The sequence below is a fragment of the Streptomyces sp. NPDC091412 genome (genome assembly GCF_044756885.1).
In the GTDB taxonomy this organism is placed as follows: domain Bacteria; phylum Actinomycetota; class Actinomycetes; order Streptomycetales; family Streptomycetaceae; genus Streptomyces.
Window position 1 is genome coordinate 547132 of record NZ_JBIVTV010000004.1, and the last position, 20834, is coordinate 567965.

Here is a 20834-nt window from a genome sequence, read left to right on the forward strand (position 1 = left end):
CTTGCGGCGGGTGGTAGGGCGCCGTCTGTCCTGGCCAACGTCGTCGCTGCCACGGGTGAGGCGAGGGCAGTGGCCGCGGGTCCGCCCGCGGTGGATGGCACGGATTCGACTGCCCTGGGCGATGGGGGTTTTGTCACCGGGCGGGAGGTGGGCCCGGCTGTGGCGGCCGGTGGTGGGCTGGTCGGCGTGGGCCGGGCAGCCGCAGCCGGAGCCTCTGCTGCGGCGGTGGGCGTGGGTTCGGCGGCCGTGGTCGGCGGCGGGGTGACTGGCATGGCCGGTGGCGGCTCGGCAGCGATGGCCGCTGCCGGCCCGGCTGTGGTCGTCGACGGGGGTTCGGCGGACGTGAGTCCGTCCGGCGCGGGCCGCGTGAGCCCCGCTGCCGTGCGCGAAGTGAGCTGCTCGACCACGGCGGTTGGGGCGGGCCCGGTGGCGGCCGGCCGCAGGGGCGCGGCCCATCCCGCTGTGCGGGGCGCCGTGGAGACGGGCGGCAATGCCGAGTCGGAGCCCTTCGGTCCTGCCGGGGTGCCGGACTGGCGGGAGCGGACCGGGGCAGCGGTGCGCGAGCGCATGCCGTTGTGGTTGCAGGCGCGGTGTGGGCTGGAGCGCAGGAACGTGGTGGCGCTCACCGTGCTGTTCGCCGTCGCCGCGCTCCTCGCCGTGCAGCACTTCTGGACCGGCCGTACGCAGACGGTCCAGGCACCCGAGGTGGTGCGGGCGGTGGCTCCCCACGAGGACCAGGGGCAGGACAAGGCCACCACGGCCGGGGCGCCGCCGGTCCTCGCGCGGGGCGCTCCGGCGTCCCCCGGCACGGAGATCGTGGTGGACGTCAGCGGCAAGGTCCGGCGCCCCGGAATCCAGCGCCTGCCGGCCGGGTCGCGGGTGGCCGACGCCCTCCAGGCGGCCGGCGGGGTGCGTCCCGGCACCAGTACCGACGGCCTCAACCGGGCCCGCTTCCTGGTGGACGGCGAACAGGTCGTCGTCGGCGGCCCGGCTCCCGCCGCCGTACCCGAGGCGCCCGGAGCGGGCCTCTCCGGCGCGGCCGGTACGGGTGCCGCGGGCATGTCCACGGCCCCGGTCTCCCTCAGCACGGCCACCGCCGCCCAGTTGCAGACCCTGCCCGGCGTCGGTCCCGTGCTGGCCCGGCGCATCATCGACTACCGCACGCAGCACGGCGGCTTCCGCTCGGTGGACCAACTGCGTGAGGTCAGCGGCATCGGCACGCGCCGCTTCGCCGATCTGCGGGACCTGGTCAGCCCGTGAACCCCGACACCGACACCGACACCGACCCCGGCACCGGCCGCGACCCCGACACCGACCCCGGCACCGGCCGCGACACCGGCACCGACCCCGGCACCGACCCCGGCACCGGCACCGACACCGACACCGAGCGAGGCCCCGCGCCTCCCGGCCGCCCCGTCCCTGCCGAGCCCCCATCCGCCCGGACTCACCTCCGTCCCGCGGTGCACGCCGCCTCCGGCAAGCGACTGGGCAACGCCCATCCCCGGCAGGAAGGACCGGCAGACCTCCGGCTCGTCCCGCCCGCCCTCGCGGCGTGGGCGACGGCGGCCGTGGCACTGGACGCCTCCACGGGCCGAGTGACCGGCTTCGTGATCGCCTGCCTCGCCGCTGCCGCCGTACTCCTGGTGGGCCGACGACGCGGAAGCCGTGGAACACCCACACCCACGGCAGGGCAGCCACCCGCTCCTGCCGTCAGGCGGTCCGGGACACGTGCCTCCTGGGCGCGTACCTCCGCTGCCGCCGCGCTCCTGGGCGCCGCCGCGGCCGCCGTGTCCGCCGGGCTCCACGGGGCGGACGTGAGGCGCGGCCCGGTGCCCGCTCTGACACGCCAGTTCGCCACGGTGACCGCCGAGGTGGAGCTGACCTCCGACCCCCGCCTCACCCACCCCCGGATCCGCGGTGACCGTCAGGCGCCTCCCTCCGTACGGATGGACGCCGAGGTGCTGCGCGTCGACCGACCCGGCTCGGCGGCGGCGGTGGTGACCCGGACTCCGGTGCTGATCCTGGTCAACATCGACTCGCGCACGGCGTCCCGTGTCGGGGACCCGTCGGGAAGACCGGGACGCTCGCCGGGCGGGCACGACACGCACCCCGCGGAAGGGGCACAGCTCTCGCCCTGGCTGGGGCTGCTGCCGTCCACGCGGCTGAGAGTGACCGCGCGGCTGTCGCCCCCGATGACGGGCGGCGACCGGATCGCGGCGGTCCTCCGGGTCCAGGACAGGGCGCCGCCCGAGGTGGTGGCGGAGCCGTCCGCGCCACAGCGACTGGCGGGCCGGCTGCGTGCCGGGCTGCGGGCGGCGACCGACGGCCTGCCGGCGGACGCGCGGGCGCTGCTGCCGGGCCTGGTCGTCGGGGACACCTCGCGGATCACCCCCGAACTCGACGAGGCGTTCAAGGCGACGGACCTCACACACCTCCTGGCCGTCTCCGGGAGCAACCTCACCATCCTCCTCGCCCTGCTCCTGGGGCCACCGGGCCTGGCCCAGCGAGTGGAGCGCCGTGGCCTGGCACCGTGGCTGGGCCTGCCCCTGCGCGGCACCGCGCTGTTCGGGGCGGCGCTCACCCTGGGGTTCGTCGTCGTGTGCCGGCCCGACCCGAGCGTGCTGCGGGCCGCGGCCTGCGGAGCGGTGGCGCTGCTCGCCCTCGCGACCGGGCGCCGCAGATCGCTGCTCCCCGCCCTGGCGACGGCCGTACTGCTGCTGGTGCTCTACGACCCGTGGCTGTCGCGCAGTTACGGCTTCCTGCTGTCGGTGCTGGCCACCGGAGCCCTGCTCACCCTCGCGCCCCGCTGGAGCGCGGCGCTGCAACGGCGTCGGGTCCCCGCCAGGGCGGCCGAGGCGCTGGCCGCGGCGGCAGCGGCGCAGGCGCTGTGCGCGCCCGTCGTCGCCGTGCTGTCGGCCCGGGTGAGCCTGGTGGCGGTGCCGTGCAACCTGCTCGCGGAGGCCGCCGTCGCGCCCGCGACCGTACTGGGTTTCGCGGCGCTGGCGACGGCACCGGTCGCGATGCCGGTGGCGAAGACGCTGGCCTGGTGCGCGAGTTGGCCGACCGGGTGGATCGCGGACGTGGCCCGGACGGGGGCGGCCCAGCCCGGCGGGGGAGTGGACTGGCCGGGAAGCTGGACCGGGGCGCTGCTGCTGGCCCTCGTCACGGTGGCGGCCGTGCTCGCGGGCCGGTGGCTGCTGAGACACCCCTGGCTCTGCGGGGTCTGCGGGGCGCTGCTCCTCCTGGTGGTCGTGCAGCCGCCGCCACTGACCCGGGTGATCACCGGCTGGCCGCCGCCCGGCTGGCGGTTCGCGATGTGCGACGTGGGCCAGGGCGACGCGACGGTGCTCGCGGCGGGCAGCGGCGCCGGCGTGGTCGTGGACGCCGGACCCGACCCGGCGCTGGTGGACCACTGCCTGCGCAAGCTCGGCGTCACCAGGGTCCCGCTGGTCGTACTGACCCACTTTCACGCCGACCACGTGGCCGGCCTGCCGGGCGTGCTGCGCGGACGCGCGGTGGGCGCGATCGAGACGACCGGTTATCAAGAACCCGTGCAGCAGGCCGAGTTCGTACGGAGGGAGGCAGCCCGTCGCGGCATTCCGCTGACCCGTGCCGGTGCCGGGGAACAGCGCGGTACCGGTGACCTGACCTGGCAGGTGCTGTGGCCGCCACTGCCCCCCGCACCGGACCCGGACGGACCCAACGACGCCAGCGTCACACTGCTCGTCCACTCCGGCGGACTGCGCCTGCTGCTCCTGGGCGACCTCGAACCCCCGGCACAGCAAGCGCTGTTGAACTCCCCGATGAGCGCGCGACTGGCGGGCGTGGACGTGCTCAAGGTCGCCCATCACGGCTCGGCGTACCAGAGCCCGGACCTGATACGCGTGGCGGCTCCGCGCCTGGCCCTGATCTCCTGTGGCGCGGACAACAGCTACGGGCACCCGGCTCCTCCCACCGTAGCGGCCCTGCGCGCGCTGGGCGCGGTGGTGCTGCGCACGGACCGGGACGGGGCGCTCGCGGTGACCGGTGCGGGTGCGGGTGCGGGGGTGCGTGTGGCGCGGAACTGAATGCCGGGGATGTGTGCCGGTTGTGGGGAAGGTGAGGGGAAAATTTCATTTTCTGTCAATGAGCAGCCAGTTGATGCTCCTTGTGTGCAGTCCCGTGGCATGTGACGGATTCTCGTGATGTGGGCTCGTGTTGCCTGGAATGCCCTGTTGGTGATCGAATACTTCTTCGGCAATGGAGATGTCGAGGCATGCGTGGGGTGGCGTAGATGTTCGGCCGCTGGCTGGGAAACCGGACGAACCGGGCGCAACAGGCGAGTCCGCTCGCGGCGGTGCAGACTCCGCCCGACGCGGGTGTGTTGAGCTGCCGGGTGCTCGATCCGGTCAACCAACCGGTGGCGCACGCCGAGTTCACCGTCAGCGACACCATGGGGCGCACGGTGGTCGGCGGCGGCACGGATCCCTACGGGTTGTTCCTGGCGACGGTGCCGGCGGGGGAGTACCGGCTCGCCATCTCCGCGGAGGGGTACACGCCGCACAGGGCGACCGTGTTCGTCGGCGAGAACTCGCTGGCCCCGTTGGGTGATGTGACCCTCCAGGTCGCCCAGCCGCCGGACCTGCCGGCGCCGGGCGACTGGGAGATAGAGGCGACGCACTCCTCGATCGGCTTCACCGCCCGGCACATCGGGCTGGCCCGGATCCACGGGCGGTTCAACTCCTTCGCGGGAGCGGTGCGGATCTCCGATCCCGTGGAGCGGTCCGCGATGCACGTGGTGATCGACGCGGCGTCCATCGACACGAACGTGCGGATGCGTGACGAGCATCTGCGCTCGGCGGACTTCCTGGACGTGGCGAACTTCCCGACGCTGGAGTTCTACAGCGAGCGGTGCGTGCACAGGGGCGGCAGCAGATGGGCCGTCACCGGCGCGCTGTCGCTGCACGGGGTGACGCGTACGGTCACCCTCGACATGGAGTACCTCGGGCTCGGCAACGGCATAGAGGGCGAGGTGCGGGCGGCCTGCCGGGCCACCACCGAGCTGCACCGTGACGACTACACGGTGAGCTGGCAGACGATGCTGGCGCGGGGGATCGCCGTGGTCGGGCCGACCATCCAGGTCGCCCTCGACGTACAGCTCGTCCCCAAGGCCTGACGCCCGGCCGGGCACGGCCGTCGGGCGCCGCCGACCGCCGACCGCCGACCGCCGACCGCCGACCGCCGACCGCCGACCGCCGACCGCCGACCGCCGACCGCCGGCCGCCGGCCGCCGGTCCTCGGCACGGCGGGCTGCCGGACAATGACCCCGTGAGCGATGTGAGACACGTGCTGGTGCTGCCCGACCGCGATGCCGCGGAGGAGGTGGCGCAGGCACTCGCGGAGCGGTTCGCGGTCGACGAGGAGCCGCGGATCGTCCGCGACGCGCTGGCCGGTGAGGACGACGCCGAGGACGCGCAGTGGCTCGTCGTCCTCCGGGACGAGACGGAACGGCTGGATCCGGCGGAGCTGGACGCGTTCGCGGCGGAGTGGGAGGGCTGGCGCGAGGAGCCCTAGCCCTGTGGGGGCCGGGTGCGAACCGGTGTGGTCCGCGGCGTCCGGTGCCACGTGCCGGGGGCCTTGTCAGTGGTCCGTGGGATGCTTGTCGCGATGGCCAGGAAGACTGCGAACGACGACCTTCTCGCCCCGGTGACGCTTGCCGTGGGGCAGGAGGACCTCCTGCTCGACCGTGCCGTGCGGGAGGTGGTGGCCGCCGCCAGGGCCGCCGACGCCGACACGGACGTACGGGACCTCACCCCGGACCAGTTGCAGCCCGGCACGCTCGCCGAGCTGACCAGTCCGTCGCTCTTCGCGGAGCGCAAGGTCGTGGTCGTGCGCAACGCGCAGGACCTGTCGGCCGACACGGTCAAGGACGTCAAGGCGTATCTCGGGGCGCCCGCCGAGGAGATCACACTGGTGCTGCTGCACGCGGGCGGCGCCAAGGGCAAGGGCCTGCTCGACGCGGCGCGCAAGGCCGGTGCGCGCGAGGTGGCCTGCCCGAAGATGACCAAGCCGGCCGACCGGCTCGCCTTCGTACGGGGCGAGTTCCGCGGGCTCGGGCGCTCGGCCACACCGGAGGCGTGCCAGGCGCTGGTCGACGCGATCGGCAGCGATCTGCGGGAGCTGGCGTCGGCGGTGGCGCAGTTGGTCGCCGACATCGAGGGGACGATCGACGAGGCCGTCGTCGGCCGCTACTACACCGGGCGGGCCGAGGCGTCCAGCTTCACGGTCGCCGACCGGGCCGTCGAGGGGCGGGCGGCGGAGGCGCTGGAGGCGCTGCGGTGGTCGCTGGCCACCGGCGTGGCACCGGTGATGATCACCAGCGCGCTCGCCCAGGGCGTGCGGGCGATCGGGAAGCTGTCGTCCGCGCGCGGCGGCCGTCCGGCCGACCTGGCGCGGGAACTCGGCATGCCGCCCTGGAAGATCGACCGCGTCCGGCAGCAGATGCGCGGCTGGACCCCGGACGGCGTGGCCGTCGCCCTCCGCGCGGTGGCCGAGGCCGACGCGGGCGTCAAGGGCGGCGGCGACGACCCCGAGTACGCCCTGGAGAAGGCCGTGGTCACCATCGCCCGGGCGGCCCGCTCCAGAGGACGCGGCTGAGACGGCCCGCGCCACCCCACGTCGAAGGTCCCGGCCTCTCTTCACGCCTGCGCGACACGCCGAAGACCCCGCCGCTCTCCCTGGGGAAAGGGAGTGCGACGGGGTCTTCGGTTCACGCAGTTCGGTTCCGCGCCCGCGTGGCGAACGCAGGCCGCGCGCGGATCCGGGGGTGCCGGTCGGGGGCGGATGAGAGAGGGCCCGCCCTCAGTCCTTCCGGCCAAGTCGGATCCCGGAGGATCCGTTCAGATCAAGGAAGGGGCTCAGCCCTTGAGGGCCGTGACCTTGGTGGCCAGCGCCGACTTCTTGTTGGCGGCCGCGTTCTTGTGGATGACGCCCTTCGAGACGGCCTTGTCGAGCTGACGCGCGGCAGCGCGCTGGAGCTCGGTGGCCTTCTGGACGTCACCCGCGGCAGCGGCCTCGCGGGCCTTGCGGATCGCGGTCTTCAGAGAGGACTTGACGGCCTTGTTGCGCAGCCGCGCCTTCTCGTTGGTCTTGTTCCGCTTGATCTGGGACTTGATGTTCGCCACGAATGAGCCTTTTCAGGTTCTGGTACGGGGCCGCACGGGTCCCGTACCGATGATTTCTTGAGTGGTGCCTCGCGCGTAGAGGGCATGAGACACAGTCGCCCAGGCTACCAGTGGCCCGCTGGGCGGCCCAAACCGGTCGCCGGTCCCCACCCGTGGGACCATGGAAGCTACGTATCGTTCCGACCCGAGGCACAAGGCGCCTCAAGAAACAGGACCCTGCGTGCCCGCGACCCCTGACAACGTGCCCGAGCCGAGCCGTACCGCCCCGGCTCTGATCCGCAACTTCTGCATCATCGCGCACATCGACCACGGCAAGTCCACGCTCGCCGACCGGATGCTCCAGCTGACCGGGGTGGTCGAGCAGCGGCAGATGCGCGCCCAGTACCTCGACCGCATGGACATCGAGCGCGAGCGCGGCATCACGATCAAGTCCCAGGCGGTGCGTCTGCCGTGGGCTCCCACCCACGACCCCGGCAACACGCACATCCTCAACATGATCGACACCCCGGGGCACGTCGACTTCACCTACGAGGTCTCGCGGTCGCTCGCCGCCTGCGAGGGGACCGTCCTGCTCGTCGACGCGGCCCAGGGCATCGAGGCCCAGACCCTCGCCAACCTCTACCTGGCGATGGAGAACGACCTCACGATCATCCCGGTCCTCAACAAGATCGACCTGCCGGCCGCGCAGCCGGAGAAGTTCGCCGAGGAACTGGCCAACCTCGTCGGCTGCGACCCCGAGGACGTGCTGAAGGTCTCCGCCAAGACCGGCCTCGGCGTCGACGCGCTGCTCGACCGGGTGGTCAAGGAGATCCCGGCTCCGGTCGGCGTCGCCGACGCCCCCGCCCGCGCGATGATCTTCGACTCCGTCTACGACTCCTACCGCGGTGTCGTGACCTACGTCCGTGTCATCGACGGTCAGCTCAACAAGCGCGAGCGGATCCGGATGATGTCCACCGGCGCCACCCACGAGCTGCTGGAGATCGGCACCAACTCCCCGGAGATGCTGCCGGCCGACGGTCTCGGTGTCGGCGAGGTGGGCTACCTGATCACCGGGGTGAAGGACGTCCGCCAGTCCAAGGTCGGTGACACCGTCACCAGCCAGCACAAGGGCGCCGAGGAGGCGCTGGGCGGCTACAAGGACCCCAAGCCGATGGTCTTCTCCGGCCTGTATCCGCTGGACGGCTCCGACTATCCCGAGCTGCGCGAGGCGCTGGACAAGCTCCAGCTCAACGACGCCGCCCTGGTCTACGAGCCGGAGACCTCCGCCGCCCTCGGGTTCGGCTTCCGCGTCGGCTTCCTCGGCCTGCTCCACCTGGACGTGATCCGCGAGCGGCTGGAGCGCGAGTTCGGGCTCGACCTGATCGCCACCGCCCCCAACGTGGTCTACCGCGTGCTGATGGAGGACGGCACCGAGCACACGGTCACCAACCCCAGCGAGTTCCCCGAGGGGAAGCTCGCCGAGGTGTACGAGCCCGTCGTACGGGCCACGATCCTCGCGCCCACCGAGTTCATCGGCTCGATCATGGAACTGTGCCAGACCCGCCGCGGCACGCTGCTGGGCATGGACTACCTCTCCGAGGACCGCGTCGAGATCCGCTACACCCTCCCGCTCGCCGAGATCGTCTTCGACTTCTTCGACCAGCTGAAGTCCAAGACCCGCGGCTACGCCTCCCTCGACTACGAGCCCACCGGTGAGCAGAGCAGCTCCCTGGTCAAGGTCGACATCCTGCTGCACGGCGACAAGGTGGACGCCTTCTCGGCGATCACCCACAAGGACCAGGCGTACGCGTACGGCGTCCGGCTCGTCGCCAAGCTCAGGGAGCTGATCCCGCGGCAGAGCTTCGAGGTGCCCGTCCAGGCCGCCATCGGCTCCCGGGTGATCGCCCGCGAGACCATCCGCGCCATCCGCAAGGACGTCCTCGCCAAGTGCTACGGCGGTGACATCTCCCGTAAGCGGAAGCTGCTGGAGAAGCAGAAGGAGGGCAAGAAGCGCATGAAGATGGTGGGTTCCGTGGAGGTTCCGCAGGAGGCCTTCATCGCGGTGCTCTCCAGCGATGACAGCGCGGGGTCGGCCAAGGGCAAGAAATGACCGCCCGGTAGCCCGGGGCGTGCGGCCGTTACCCGGTGAACCGGGTGAAAATGGGGCCCGTCGTGCGAAAGCGCGGTGGGCCCTCGCGCATCCGCGTGGTAGCTCTCCGTGCGAAGTGACGGAGCACTGCCCCTTACGCGGTGGCCGGTCGCGCCTTAGTCTGATCCTGCTCGTTAGTTACTCGTGAGTTAAGCAACAGTTCGCACCACCACACGTGAGTCACCCCAGCCGCAAAGAGCCAGCCGCACTGTCGCGGGCCCCGGAGGATGTCGTGAGCGACGCACAGACCCTGATCGAGAACCGTCCGCCGTCCGTGGCGGCCCTCTTCCTGGAGCGTGTGGCGGCGACACCGGACGCCGAGGCCTACCGCTACCCCGTACCCGCGGCCTCCGGCGAGGGTCCGGACGACTGGAAGTCGCTGAGCTGGGCGCAGTCCGCCGAGCGGGTCTACGCGATCGCGGCCGGACTCATCGAGCTGGGCGTGCGGCCGGAGGAGCGGGTCGCGCTCGCCTCCGCCACCCGTGTGGAGTGGCTGCTGGCCGACCTCGGCATCATGTGCGCGGGCGCGGCCACGACCACGGTCTACCCGCAGACCAACGCCGGCGAGGCGGCCTTCATCCTCTCCGACTCCCAGAGCCGGGTGCTTATCGCGGAGAACGCCGAGCAACTGGCCAAGGCCGAGGAGAAGCGCGCCGAGCTTCCCGAGCTGCACCACGTCGTCGTCATCGACGCGGACGGCGTCGAGGCCGGCGACCGGGTGCTCAGCCTGGCCGAGCTGGAGCGGCGCGGGGCCGCGTACCTGAAAGAGCACCCCGAGCTGATCAAGGAGCGGGTCGGCGCGATCACCAAGGATCAGCTCGCCACCCTCATCTACACCTCCGGCACCACCGGCCGCCCCAAGGGCGTCCGGCTGCCGCACGACAACTGGTCGTACATGGCCAAGGCCATCGCCGCCACCGGGCTGGTCGGCGCCGACGACGTCCAGTACCTGTGGCTGCCGCTCGCGCACGTCTTCGGCAAGGTCCTCACCTCCGGCCAGATCGAGGTCGGGCACGTGGCGGCCGTGGACGGTCGCGTGGACAAGATCATCGAGAATCTGCCGGTCGTCCAGCCGACCTACATGGCGGCCGTCCCGCGCATCTTCGAGAAGGTCTACAACGGCGTCGCCGCCAAGGCCCGCGCCGGCGGCCCGGCCAAGTACAAGATCTTCCAGTGGGCCGCCGAGGTCGCCCGCGAGTACGCCAAGGTCACCCAGGACAACTTCAGGCGCACCGGCACCCGCTCCGCGCCCTTCGGCCTGGCCGCCAAGCACAAGGTCGCCGACGCGCTCGTCTACGCCAAGATCCGCGAGGCCTTCGGCGGCCGGCTGCGCGCCTGCGTCTCGGGCAGCGCCGCCCTCGCCCCGGAGATCGGCTACTTCTTCGCCGGCGCCGGCATCCACATCCTGGAGGGCTACGGCCTCACCGAGTCCTCCGCCGCCTCCTTCGTCAACCCCGGCCAGGCCTACCGCACCGGCACGGTCGGCAGGCCGCTGCCCGGCACCGAGGTGCGCATCGCGGACGACGGCGAGATCCTGCTGCGCGGCCCCGGCATCATGGAGGGCTACCACAAGCTGCCCGAGCAGACCGCCGAGGTGCTGGAGGCCGACGGCTGGTTCCACACCGGCGACATCGGCGAGCTCTCCGCGGACGGCTATCTGCGCATCACCGACCGCAAGAAGGACCTCATCAAGACCTCGGGTGGCAAGTACATCGCTCCCGCCGAGGTCGAGGGCCAGTTCAAGGCGGTGTGCCCGTACGTCTCCAACATCCTCGTGCACGGCGCCGACCGGAACTTCTGCACCGCGCTGATCGCCCTCGACGAGCCGGCGATCCTGGCGTGGGCCAAGGAGAACGGCCTGGAGGGCAGGCCGTACGCCGAGGTCGTCGCCGCGCCGCGGACGGTCGAGATGGTCGACGGCTACGTCAGGCAGCTCAACGAGGGCCTGCAGCGCTGGCAGACCATCAAGAAGTTCCGCCTGCTGCCGCGCGACCTCGACGTCGAGCACGGCGAGATCACCCCGAGCCTGAAGCTGAAGCGGCCCGTGGTGGAGCGGGAGTACAAGCATCTGATCGACGAGATGTACGCGGGCGCGCGTGAGGCGTGATCACTGAGCCGGCCCGGCCGGTGAACTCCCCGCGCGCCTCGGGTGCGCGGGGAACGATCACGAATAGGTTCACGGGCGCTCGGATCTGTCCGTCTTTGATCACTCCGGTAGCGCGGTTCTCATGGTTCTCATGCAAGGCGACACACTTCGGTAACTCCTTGCTTATGGGCGCGGTCGGTCTGTCACCCTGTCGGCATCGACCGAACCGATTCGTCCGGACCGCCCGGGGAGCCGCAGATGGGGGTCATTCCCACGCAGCGGGAGACCGCCTCCCGTGCCTTCGGGGTACCCGCGCACGCGTCCGGCACGGCCGCGTACGCCGCGGGGGCATGCCCGAGGACGCACGCGACACTGCCCGGCGGCCCCCTCGCGCCCGGCGCCGCCCGCGCGCGGCTGCGCGCCGCGCTGGCCGAGTGGACGGACCTCGGGTTCGAGATCGGTGAGCGACTGGCCGAGGACGCCCTGATCGTGGTCAGCGAACTGGTCACCAACGCCGTCGTGCACGCGGGCACCGACGTCGAGCTGACCTGTCGGCTGGAGCCGGAGACCGGCGCCTGTGTGGTCGAGGTGTGCGACCACCACCCCTCGCGCGCCCCCAGCGACCACGGCTCCGGGGCACTGCACGAAACCCCGGAGCACGGCCGCGGCCTGCGGCTCGTCGCGACGCTCTGCGAGGCGTGGGGCGTCACCTACCGGGCCGGCGCCAAGACGGTGTGGGCGCGGCTGCCCGCCGAGGCCGGCCCGGCGGAGGAGGACGAGGAGGCGGTGTACGGCACCGAACGCGGGCTCGGCATCGCCGAGGTCCTCGCGCCCGAGCCCCAGCGCGCCGGGCGGGACCGGGACTGGCTGGGACGCGGCGCGCTGTCCTTCCTCGCGGAGGCCTCCGACCTGCTCGCCGGACAGCTCGACGAGGACCTGGTCGCCTCGCTCACCGGACAGCTGCTCGTACCGCGGCTGGCCGACTGGTGCGCGGTGTGGCTGGAGGACGAGTCCACCGGCCGGTGGGGGTCCTCGCGCTGGAGCGAGGGCGGCGGGGGCTGGAGCGACGTCACCGGCGCGGCCGGACCCCGGCTCGCCCGGGTGTGGCACGGCAGCGAGAGCCGGATCGAGGAACTGCGCCGGGCCCTGGAGAAGGACCCGCCGCGCCCCACCGACGGCCTGCGGTCCGGGCCCGCCCCGTACCCCTGGCCCGGGGAGGCCCTCGGCCCGCACGCGGCCCACGGCGCGGCGCTGGCGTACCGCCTGATCGCGGGCGGCCGTCCGCTGGGCACGCTCGTCATCGGGCGGACCGGACTGCTCCGCTTCCCCGACGAGGTCACCGGGCTGATCGAGGACCTCAGCCGCCGGGTCGCCCTCGCCATCGGCGCGGCCCGGCAGTATGCCCGCCAGGCCACCATCAGCGCCGTGCTCCAGCGCGGCCTGCTGCCCGGCGCGGTCGCCGAGATCCCCGGTCTGCGCAGCGCGCTGGTGTACGAGCCGTGCGACAAGGGCGGCCCGAGCGGTGACTTCTACGACCTCTTCCCGGCCGGCGACGGCCGCTGGTGCTTCGCGGTCGGCGACGTGCAGGGCAAGGGTCCCGAGGCCGCCGTCGTCATCGGGCTCGCGCGCCCCTGGCTGCGGCTGCTGGCCCGCGAGGGCTACGGCGTCGCCGACGTCCTGGACCGCCTCAACCAGCTCCTCCTCGACGACGCCACCGAGGCCGCCGACGCCGCCGCGCGCGTCCTGGTGGCGGCCGGCGGACGGACCCCGGTCCCCGGCGACACCCAGACCCGGTTCCTGTCCCTGCTGTACGGCGAGCTGGTCCCCTTCGACGGCGGCGTGCGCTGCACCCTCGCCTCCGCCGGGCACCCGCTGCCGCTGGTCCTCGGGCGCGAGGGCGGCGTCCGTACGGTGGCCCGGCCGCAGGCGCTGCTCGGGGTGATCGAGGACGAGACGTACGCCTGCGAGACCTTCGAGCTGCGGCCCGGTGACACCCTGCTGTGCGTCACCGACGGCGTCACCGAGCGGCGCTCCGGCTCCCGTCAGTTCGACGACGGCGACGGCCTCGCCACGGCCCTCGCCGGCTGCGCCGGGCTCGACGCGGAACCGATCGCCGAGCGCATCCGCCGGCTCGTCCACGACTTCGGAACGGGCCCACCGGAGGACGACCTGGCCCTGCTGGTACTCCAGGCCGAATGCGACTGACAAAACGACCCACCGGGACCAGTCCGCGTGTGCTGGACAATGGAAGGCATGCCTTCCGCACTTCCCGATGGTGAGTCCGTTCCCGACGACGGTGCGCTGCCCGTGGCCGCGCTCGCCGGGGCGGCCGAACGGCCCCTCGGGTTCTATCTGCACGTCCCCTACTGCGCGACCCGCTGCGGGTACTGCGACTTCAACACCTACACCGCCACCGAGCTGCGCGGCACCGGCGGGGTGCTCGCCTCCCGTGACAACTACGCCGGGACGCTGACCGACGAGGTGCGCCTCGCCCGCAAGGTGCTCGGCGACGACCCGCGCGAGGTCCGCACGGTCTTCGTCGGCGGCGGCACGCCCACGCTGCTGCCCGCCGAGGACCTGGTGCGGATGCTGGGGGCGATCCGCGACGAGTTCGGTCTCGCGGCCGACGCGGAGATCACGACGGAGGCCAACCCGGAGTCGGTCGACCCGGCCTACCTGGCCACGCTCCGCGAGGGCGGCTTCAACCGGATCTCCTTCGGCATGCAGAGCGCCCGGCAGCACGTCCTGAAGATCCTCGACCGCACCCACACGCCCGGCCGCCCCGAGGCCTGTGTGGCCGAGGCCCGCGCCGCCGGCTTCGAGCACGTCAACCTCGACCTGATCTACGGCACTCCCGGCGAGTCCGACGACGACTGGCGGGCCTCGCTGGACGCGGCCCTCGGCGCCGGCCCCGACCACGTCTCGGCGTACGCCCTGATCGTGGAGGAGGGCACGCAGCTCGCCCGCCGGATCCGGCGCGGGGAGATCCCGATGACGGACGACGACGTGCACGCCGACCGCTATCTGATCGCCGAGGAGACGCTGTCCGCGGCGGGCTTCGAGTGGTACGAGGTGTCCAACTGGGCCACCTCGGAAGCCGGCCGCTGCCTGCACAACGAGCTGTACTGGCGCGGCGCCGACTGGTGGGGCGCGGGACCCGGCGCGCACAGCCACGTCGGGGGCGTGCGCTGGTGGAACGTGAAGCACCCCGGCGCGTACGCGGCGGCCCTCGCGGCCGGTCGCTCCCCGGGCGCCGGCCGGGAACTCCTCACCGAGGAGGACCGCCGGGTGGAGCGCGTCCTGCTGGAGCTGCGACTGCGGGAGGGCGTCCCGCTGGACCTGCTGCGCCCGGACGGCCTTGCCGCGTCGCGGCGCGCGCTGTCCGACGGGCTGCTCCAGGAAGGGCCGTACGAGGCGGGGCGGGCCGTGCTCACCCTGCGGGGCCGGCTGCTGGCGGACGCGGTGGTGCGGGACCTGGTGGACTGAGCCACCCGGAGCGGGCGGTCCCTGGAGACGCGGGCCCGGCTCGGCTACTCGGGCTGGGCGGTGACGAAATCGATCAGTTCCTCCACCCGCCCGAGCAACTCCGGTTCCAGGTCCTTGTAGGACCGCACCTGGGACAGGATCCGCTGCCAGGCCGCGCCCGTGTTCTCCGGCCAGCCCAGGGCGCGGCACACGCCCGTCTTCCAGTCCTGGCCGCGCGGGACGCGGGGCCAGGACTCGATCCCCAGCGAGAAGGGCTTCACGGCCTCCCAGACGTCGATGTACGGGTGGCCGACCACCAGCGCGTGCTCGCTGGTCACCGACTCGGCGATGCGCCACTCCTTGCTGCCGGGCACCAGATGGTCCACGAGGACGCCGAGGCGGGCGTCCGGACCGGGCGCGAACGCCTCGACGATCGCGGGCAGGTCGTCCACGCCCTCCAGGTACTCCACGACCACGCCCTCGACGCGCAGGTCGTCGCCCCACACCTTCTCGACCAGTTCGGCGTCGTGCCGGCCCTCGACGTAGATGCGCCCGGCGCGGGCCACACGCGCGCGTGCCTCGGGCACGGCGACCGAACCGGATGCCGTACGGGTGGGCCGTACCGGGCCGGACGACGGCTTCACCAGGGTGACCACCCGGCCCTCCAGCAGGAAGCCGCCGGACGCGAGTGGGAACACCCGGTGCTTGCCGAAACGGTCCTCCAGCGTCACCGTGCCCGCCTCGCAGCGGATCACCGCCCCGCAGAAGCCGGTCCCGGGCTCCTCCACGACCAGACCCGGCTCGGCGGGAACCTCCGGCACGGGCCGGGGCTTCTTCCAGGGCGGAGTGAGGTCGGGTGAATACTGGCGCATTCGAGTGACGATATGGACAGGCCCGTGTCCGATCAGGGCGACACGCCGAAGCGCGCGGCCAGGGCGTCCCGCTGGGCACGGACGAAGGCGGCGTCCACCACCGCTCCGTGACCGGGGACGTACAGCGCGTCCTCGCCGCCGAGCGCCAGCAGCCGGTCGAGGGCGGCGGGCCACCGGGACGGCACGGCGTCCGGGCCCGCCTGGGGTTCGCCGGACTCCTCGACCAGGTCCCCGCAGAACACCACGGTCTGCTCGCCCGGCACCACCACCGCGAGGTCGTGCGTGGAGTGCGCCGGGCCCATGTTCGCCAGCAGCACCTCCCGCCCGCCACCGAGCCGGACGGTGAGCCGGTCGCGGACCTCGCGGCCGGGCCGTACCAGGGCGTCCGCCGCCTCCTCGGCCGCCTCGGCGTCCAGCCCTTGGCGCACCGCGTCCCCGCGCAGCTCAGCGCGCTCACCGCTGTCACCGAACACCGCGTCCGCGCCCTCGGCGGCGAAGATCTCCGCGCCGTCGAACTCCGCCGCCCCGAAGATGTGATCGAAGTGGGGGTGGGTGAGCGCGAGATGTGTCACATCACCACCGGCGAGCGCCCGCGCCCACGCACGCAACCGTGCGCCCTCCGGGCGGCTCGAACCTGCGTCGACCATCAGCGCGGCGCCCTCCCCGACGACCAGCCCGACCGTGCAGTCCCATCCGGGCAGGCGGCACCGCCCCACCCCGTCCGCCAGCCGTTCCCATTCCAGTTCTTCCCGAGGGGCTTCCCACGCATCCGTCATAGGGCGACGCTAGCGGTGATGCCTGCCGGGTACGACATCCCGGCCGATCCCGGGTGATCCCGGTCCCGACCTCGTAGTCCGTCGCGGTCCGGCCTTGCCGGGGGTGTACCCGGCGGCCGTACACTGGGCCGGGTAGAGCTGGCACTCGTATGCGCAGAGTGCCAGGCGGGTGGCCGAGGAACGATCCTGGAGGTGTGCGCGATGCTCAGCGAGCGGCGGCTTCAGGTGCTGCGCGCCATCGTCCAGGACTACGTCGGCACCGAGGAGCCGGTGGGCTCCAAGGCCCTCACCGAACGGCACAGCCTGGGCGTCTCACCGGCCACGGTCCGCAACGACATGGCGGCCCTGGAGGACGAGGGCTACATCGCCCAGCCGCACACCAGTGCCGGCCGTATCCCCACCGACAAGGGGTACCGCCTGTTCGTCGACAAGCTGGCCGAGGTCAAGCCGATGACCGCGCCGGAGCGGCGTGCCATCCACAACTTCCTCGACGGTGCCGTCGACCTCGACGACGTGGTGGCCCGCACGGTGCGGCTGCTCGCGCAGCTGACCCGGCAGGTCGCCGTGGTGCAGTACCCGTCGCTGACTCGTTCGACCGTGCGGCACGTGGAGCTGCTGGCGCTCGCGCCCGCGCGCGTGATGCTGGTGCTGATCACGGACACCGGCCGGGTCGAGCAGCGGATGGTCGACTGCCCCGCGCCCTTCGGGGAGACGTCCCTGGCCGACCTGCGGGCGCGGCTGAACAGCCGGGTCGCCGGCCGCCGCTTCACGGACGTCCCGCAGTTGGTGGAGGATCTGCCCGACGGCTTCGACGTCGAGGACCGCGGCACCGTCTCGACCGTGCTGTCCACCCTCCTGGAGACGCTCGTCGAGGAGAACGAGGAGCGGCTGGTCATCGGCGGCACCGCCAACCTCACCCGCTTCGCGCACGACTTCCCGCTCACGATCCGGCCCGTTCTGGAGGCGCTGGAGGAGCAGGTCGTGATGCTGAGGCTGCTCGGTGAGACGCAGAATCCGGGCATGACCGTGCGCATCGGTCACGAGAACGCCCACGAAGGACTCAACTCCACGTCCATCGTGTCGGTCGGCTACGGTTCGGGCGGCGAGGCAGTGGCCAAGCTCGGCGTGGTCGGACCGACCCGCATGGATTACCCGGGAACGATGGGAGCGGTACGCGCAGTGGCACGGTACGTCGGACAGATCCTGGCGGAGTCGTAGGTGGCCACGGACTACTACGCCGTTCTCGGCGTGCGCCGTGACGCGTCGCAGGAAGAGATCAAGAAGGCCTTCCGGCGGCTCGCGCGCGAGCTGCACCCGGATGTCAACCCGGATCCGAAGACCCAGGAGCGGTTCAAGGAGATCAACGCCGCCTACGAGGTGCTCTCCGACCCGCAGAAGAAGCAGGTCTACGATCTCGGCGGCGACCCCCTCTCGCAGGCCGGCGCAGCCGGCGCGAGCGGCTTCGGGGCCGGTTCCTTCGGCAACTTCTCCGACATCATGGACGCCTTCTTCGGCACGGCGTCGCAGCGCGGACCGCGTTCGCGCACGCGCCGGGGCCAGGACGCGATGATCCGGCTCGAGGTCGAGCTGGACGAGGCGGCCTTCGGCACCACGAAGGACATCCAGGTCGACACGGCCGTCGTCTGCACCACGTGCAGCGGCGAGGGAGCGGCCCCGGGCACCACCGCGCAGACCTGCGACATGTGCCGCGGCCGGGGTGAGGTCTCGCAGGTCACCCGGTCCTTCCTGGGCCAGGTCATGACGTCCCGTCCGTGCCCCCAGTGCCAGGGCTTCGGCACGGTGGTGCCCACCCCGTGCCCGGAGTGCGCCGGCGACGGCCGCATCCGCGCCCGCCGCACCCTGACCGTGAAGATCCCGGCCGGTGTCGACAACGGCACGCGCATCCAGCTCGCGGGCGAGGGCGAGGTCGGCCCCGGCGGCGGTCCGGCCGGCGATCTGTACGTCGAGATCCACGAGCTGCCGCACCAGACCTTCCAGCGGCGCGGCGACGACCTGCACTGCACGGTCACCATCCCGATGACCGCGGCGGCCCTCGGCACCAAGGTGCCGCTGGAGACCCTGGACGGTCTGGAGGAGGTCGACATCCGCCCGGGTACCCAGTCCGGCCAGTCGATCCCGCTGCACGGCCGGGGCGTGACGCACCTGCGCGGCGGCGGCCGCGGCGACCTCATCGTCCACGTCGAGGTCCAGACCCCGACCAAGCTCGACCCCGAGCAGGAACGCCTGCTGCGCGAGCTCTCCAAGCTGCGCGGCGAGGAACGCCCACTGGGACAGTTCCAGCCGGGGCAGCAGGGCTTGTTCTCGCGGTTGAAGGACGCGTTCAACGGTCGCTGAGGCGGGGCTGAGGTCGGTAGGGGGTCCTGGGCCGAGGCGGGGCCCGGGTCCGCCGGGTGCAGTGGTTGGGCCGGAAGGGATTCCTCCGGCATATGCCGGAGGTCGCCCGGATTCGGACTCGTCAGGCGGACGTGACAACATGCCGTCATGTCCTCCGCACTGACCGATCTCTTCCCGCACCCGATCGTGCAGGCGCCGATGGCGGGCGGTCCCGCGGTGCCGCCGCTCGCCGCGGCGGTGTCCGATGCCGGCGGACTGGGATTTCTCGCCGCCGGTTACAAGACCGCCGACGGCATGTACCAGGAGATCAAGCAGCTGCGCGGACTGACCGGCCGCCCCTTCGGCGTCAACGTGTTCATGCCGCAGCCGGAGAGCGCCGAGACCGGCGCCGTCGACCTCTACGCCCACCAGCTCGCCGGCGAGCCCGGCTGGTACGAGACCGAACTCGGCGACCCGGAGTCCGGACGCGACGACGGCTACGACGCCAAGCTCGCCGTGCTCCTGGAGGACCCGGTGCCGGTCGTCTCCTTCCACTTCGGCGTGCCCGCCCGCGAGGTCGTGGACTCCCTGCACCGGGTCGGCACCTTCGTTCTCGCCACCGCCACCACCACCGAGGAGGCGCTCGCCGTGGACCGCTCGGGCGCGGACGTGGTGATCGCCCAGGGCGTGGAGGCCGGCGGTCACCAGGGCACCCATCGCGACCTCCCGGAACAGAGCGGCGCCGGGATCGGCGTGCTCTCGCTCGTCGCGCAGATCCGTGAGGCGGTCGCCCTGCCGATCATCGCCACGGGCGGCATCATGCGCGGCAGCCAGATCGCCGCCGTGCTCGCGGCGGGCGCCAGTGCCGCCCAGCTCGGCACGGCCTTCCTCGCCACCCCCGAGTCCGGCGCGCACGAGCTGCACAAGCAGGCCCTCACCGACCCGGTGTTCCCGCGTACGGAGCTGACCCGGGCGTTCTCCGGCCGGCCGGCCCGCGGACTGGTCAACCGCTTCATGCGGGAGCACGGCCCGTACGCGCCCGCCGCCTACCCGGAGGTCCACCACCTCACCGCGCCGCTGCGCAAGGCGGCCGCCAAGGCGAAGGACGCGCAGGGCATGGCACTGTGGGCGGGCCAGGGCCACCGGATGGCCCGCGAGCTGCCCGCCGGGCAGCTGGTGGAGGTGCTGCTCGCCGAACTCGACGCCGCACGGGCGGCACTGGCGACCGGTTTCGCGGCAGGAGGTGACGCGCGATGACCGCGCCGGTGTTCGTCGTGGACGAACTGAAGGAAATCGGAACGGAGTTCGTGCTGGAGGGCCCCGAGGGGCGGCACGCGGTCTCGGTCAAGCGGCTGCGGCCGGGCGAGGACGTGGTGCTCACCGACGGCCGCGGGCGCTGGATCGAGGGCGTGGTCAAGGCCGCCGAGGGCAAGGACCGGCTGGTGGTCTCGGACTTGGCGTCCCTCGTCGAGGAACCGCCGGAGTCCCCCCGTATCACCGTCGTCCAGGCCCTGCCCAAGGGCGACCGCGGCGAACTCGCCGTGGAGACCATGACCGAGGTCGGCGTGGACGCGATCGTGCCGTGGTCCGCCTCCCGCTGTATCACGCAGTGGAAGGGCGACCGGGGCCTGAAGGCGCTCGGCAAGTGGCGCGCGACCGCCCGCGAGGCCGGCAAACAGTCCCGCCGGGTGCGCTTCCCCGAGGTCGCGGACGCGGCGACGACCAAACAGGTTGCCGCACTTCTGGCCGAAGCCGACTTCGCCGCCGTGCTCCACGAGAGCGGCGAGGAGCGCCTGGCCTCCGTCGAACTCCCCGCCCAGGGCGACATCGTGCTGGTCGTCGGCCCGGAAGGCGGGGTGTCACCCGAGGAACTGGCACAGTTCGGGGACGCGGGGGCGAAGGCGTACGTGCTCGGCCCCACCGTGCTGCGCACCTCCACCGCCGGCACGGCGGCCGCCGCCCTGCTGCTGGGCCGTACCGGCCGCTGGTCCTGACCGGCGGGGCCGCGTG

At 72.7% G+C, this 20834-nt stretch carries 16 protein-coding genes; 13 read left to right on the top strand and 3 right to left on the bottom strand.

Annotated features, from left to right (window positions below; all coding sequences use genetic code 11):
* Window positions 1-159 precede the first annotated feature (159 nt).
* From ACIQMV_RS13715 to holA, 5 genes are all read left to right on the top strand, one after another.
* A complete protein-coding gene (locus ACIQMV_RS13715; RefSeq protein WP_402592787.1) occupies window positions 160-1260 on the top strand; it encodes a helix-hairpin-helix domain-containing protein in 1101 nt (366 codons plus the stop codon).
* A 200-nt stretch (window positions 1261-1460) separates the two neighbouring features.
* Entirely contained in the window at window positions 1461-4067 is a 2607-nt protein-coding gene (locus tag ACIQMV_RS13720) for a ComEC/Rec2 family competence protein (RefSeq protein ID WP_402592912.1), read from the top strand.
* 206 nt (window positions 4068-4273) lie between these two features.
* Window positions 4274-5155 carry a YceI family protein gene (locus ACIQMV_RS13725; protein WP_402592788.1) on the top strand — a complete coding sequence of 294 codons (882 nt, stop codon included), beginning with the start codon at window positions 4274-4276 and terminating at the stop codon, window positions 5153-5155.
* Between the two features lie 152 nt (window positions 5156-5307).
* Window positions 5308-5553: a hypothetical protein gene (locus ACIQMV_RS13730; protein ID WP_402592789.1), complete on the top strand. Its 246-nt coding sequence runs from the start codon at window positions 5308-5310 to the stop codon at window positions 5551-5553.
* Window positions 5554-5646: 93 nt separating this feature from the next.
* Window positions 5647-6636: a DNA polymerase III subunit delta gene (gene holA / locus ACIQMV_RS13735; RefSeq protein WP_225075101.1), complete on the top strand. Its 990-nt coding sequence runs from the start codon at window positions 5647-5649 to the stop codon at window positions 6634-6636.
* Window positions 6637-6896: 260 nt separating this feature from the next.
* Here the strand turns inward: holA and rpsT are convergent, their stop codons facing one another.
* Complete coding sequence (gene rpsT / locus ACIQMV_RS13740) at window positions 6897-7163, bottom strand: 30S ribosomal protein S20 (RefSeq protein WP_141361020.1); 267 nt, start codon at window positions 7161-7163, stop codon at window positions 6897-6899.
* 220 nt (window positions 7164-7383) lie between these two features.
* Here rpsT and lepA point away from each other — a divergent pair, with 220 nt between their 5' ends.
* The 4 genes from lepA (at window position 7384) to hemW (ending at window position 14863) form a co-directional block, all read left to right on the top strand.
* Window positions 7384-9252, top strand: a complete 1869-nt coding sequence (gene lepA, locus ACIQMV_RS13745; RefSeq protein WP_141361022.1) for a translation elongation factor 4 — start codon at window positions 7384-7386, stop codon at window positions 9250-9252.
* A 271-nt stretch (window positions 9253-9523) separates the two neighbouring features.
* A complete protein-coding gene (locus ACIQMV_RS13750; protein WP_402592790.1) occupies window positions 9524-11398 on the top strand; it encodes an AMP-dependent synthetase/ligase in 1875 nt (624 codons plus the stop codon).
* A gap of 237 nt (window positions 11399-11635) precedes the next feature.
* Window positions 11636-13582, top strand: a complete 1947-nt coding sequence (locus ACIQMV_RS13755; protein WP_402592791.1) for a SpoIIE family protein phosphatase — start codon at window positions 11636-11638, stop codon at window positions 13580-13582.
* Window positions 13583-13630: 48 nt separating this feature from the next.
* Window positions 13631-14863 (top strand): radical SAM family heme chaperone HemW, encoded by a 1233-nt coding sequence (hemW, locus tag ACIQMV_RS13760; protein WP_402592792.1) that lies wholly within the window; start codon window positions 13631-13633, stop codon window positions 14861-14863.
* Between the two features lie 44 nt (window positions 14864-14907).
* Here the strand turns inward: hemW and ACIQMV_RS13765 are convergent, their stop codons facing one another.
* A complete protein-coding gene (locus ACIQMV_RS13765) occupies window positions 14908-15714 on the bottom strand; it encodes a DUF3097 domain-containing protein (RefSeq protein WP_402592793.1) in 807 nt (268 codons plus the stop codon).
* A 32-nt stretch (window positions 15715-15746) separates the two neighbouring features.
* The gene (locus tag ACIQMV_RS13770) at window positions 15747-16490 is read right to left on the bottom strand and encodes an MBL fold metallo-hydrolase (protein WP_402592794.1); all 744 of its coding nucleotides are present in this window, start codon (window positions 16488-16490) and stop codon (window positions 15747-15749) included.
* 201 nt (window positions 16491-16691) lie between these two features.
* On the opposite strand from ACIQMV_RS13770, the gene hrcA reads away from it, so the two are divergent.
* The 4 genes from hrcA to ACIQMV_RS13790 all read left to right on the top strand — a co-directional run bounded on the left by hrcA (window position 16692) and on the right by ACIQMV_RS13790 (window position 20818).
* Window positions 16692-17708, top strand: a complete 1017-nt coding sequence (gene hrcA, locus ACIQMV_RS13775) for a heat-inducible transcriptional repressor HrcA (protein ID WP_402592795.1) — start codon at window positions 16692-16694, stop codon at window positions 17706-17708.
* Entirely contained in the window at window positions 17709-18845 is a 1137-nt protein-coding gene (dnaJ, locus tag ACIQMV_RS13780) for a molecular chaperone DnaJ (RefSeq protein ID WP_141361036.1), read from the top strand.
* Between the two features lie 147 nt (window positions 18846-18992).
* Window positions 18993-20081 carry a nitronate monooxygenase gene (locus ACIQMV_RS13785; protein ID WP_402592796.1) on the top strand — a complete coding sequence of 363 codons (1089 nt, stop codon included), beginning with the start codon at window positions 18993-18995 and terminating at the stop codon, window positions 20079-20081.
* A complete protein-coding gene (locus ACIQMV_RS13790) occupies window positions 20078-20818 on the top strand; it encodes a 16S rRNA (uracil(1498)-N(3))-methyltransferase (RefSeq protein WP_402592797.1) in 741 nt (246 codons plus the stop codon). Before ACIQMV_RS13785 ends, ACIQMV_RS13790 begins: the two co-directional genes overlap by 4 nt.
* Window positions 20819-20834 lie beyond the last annotated feature (16 nt).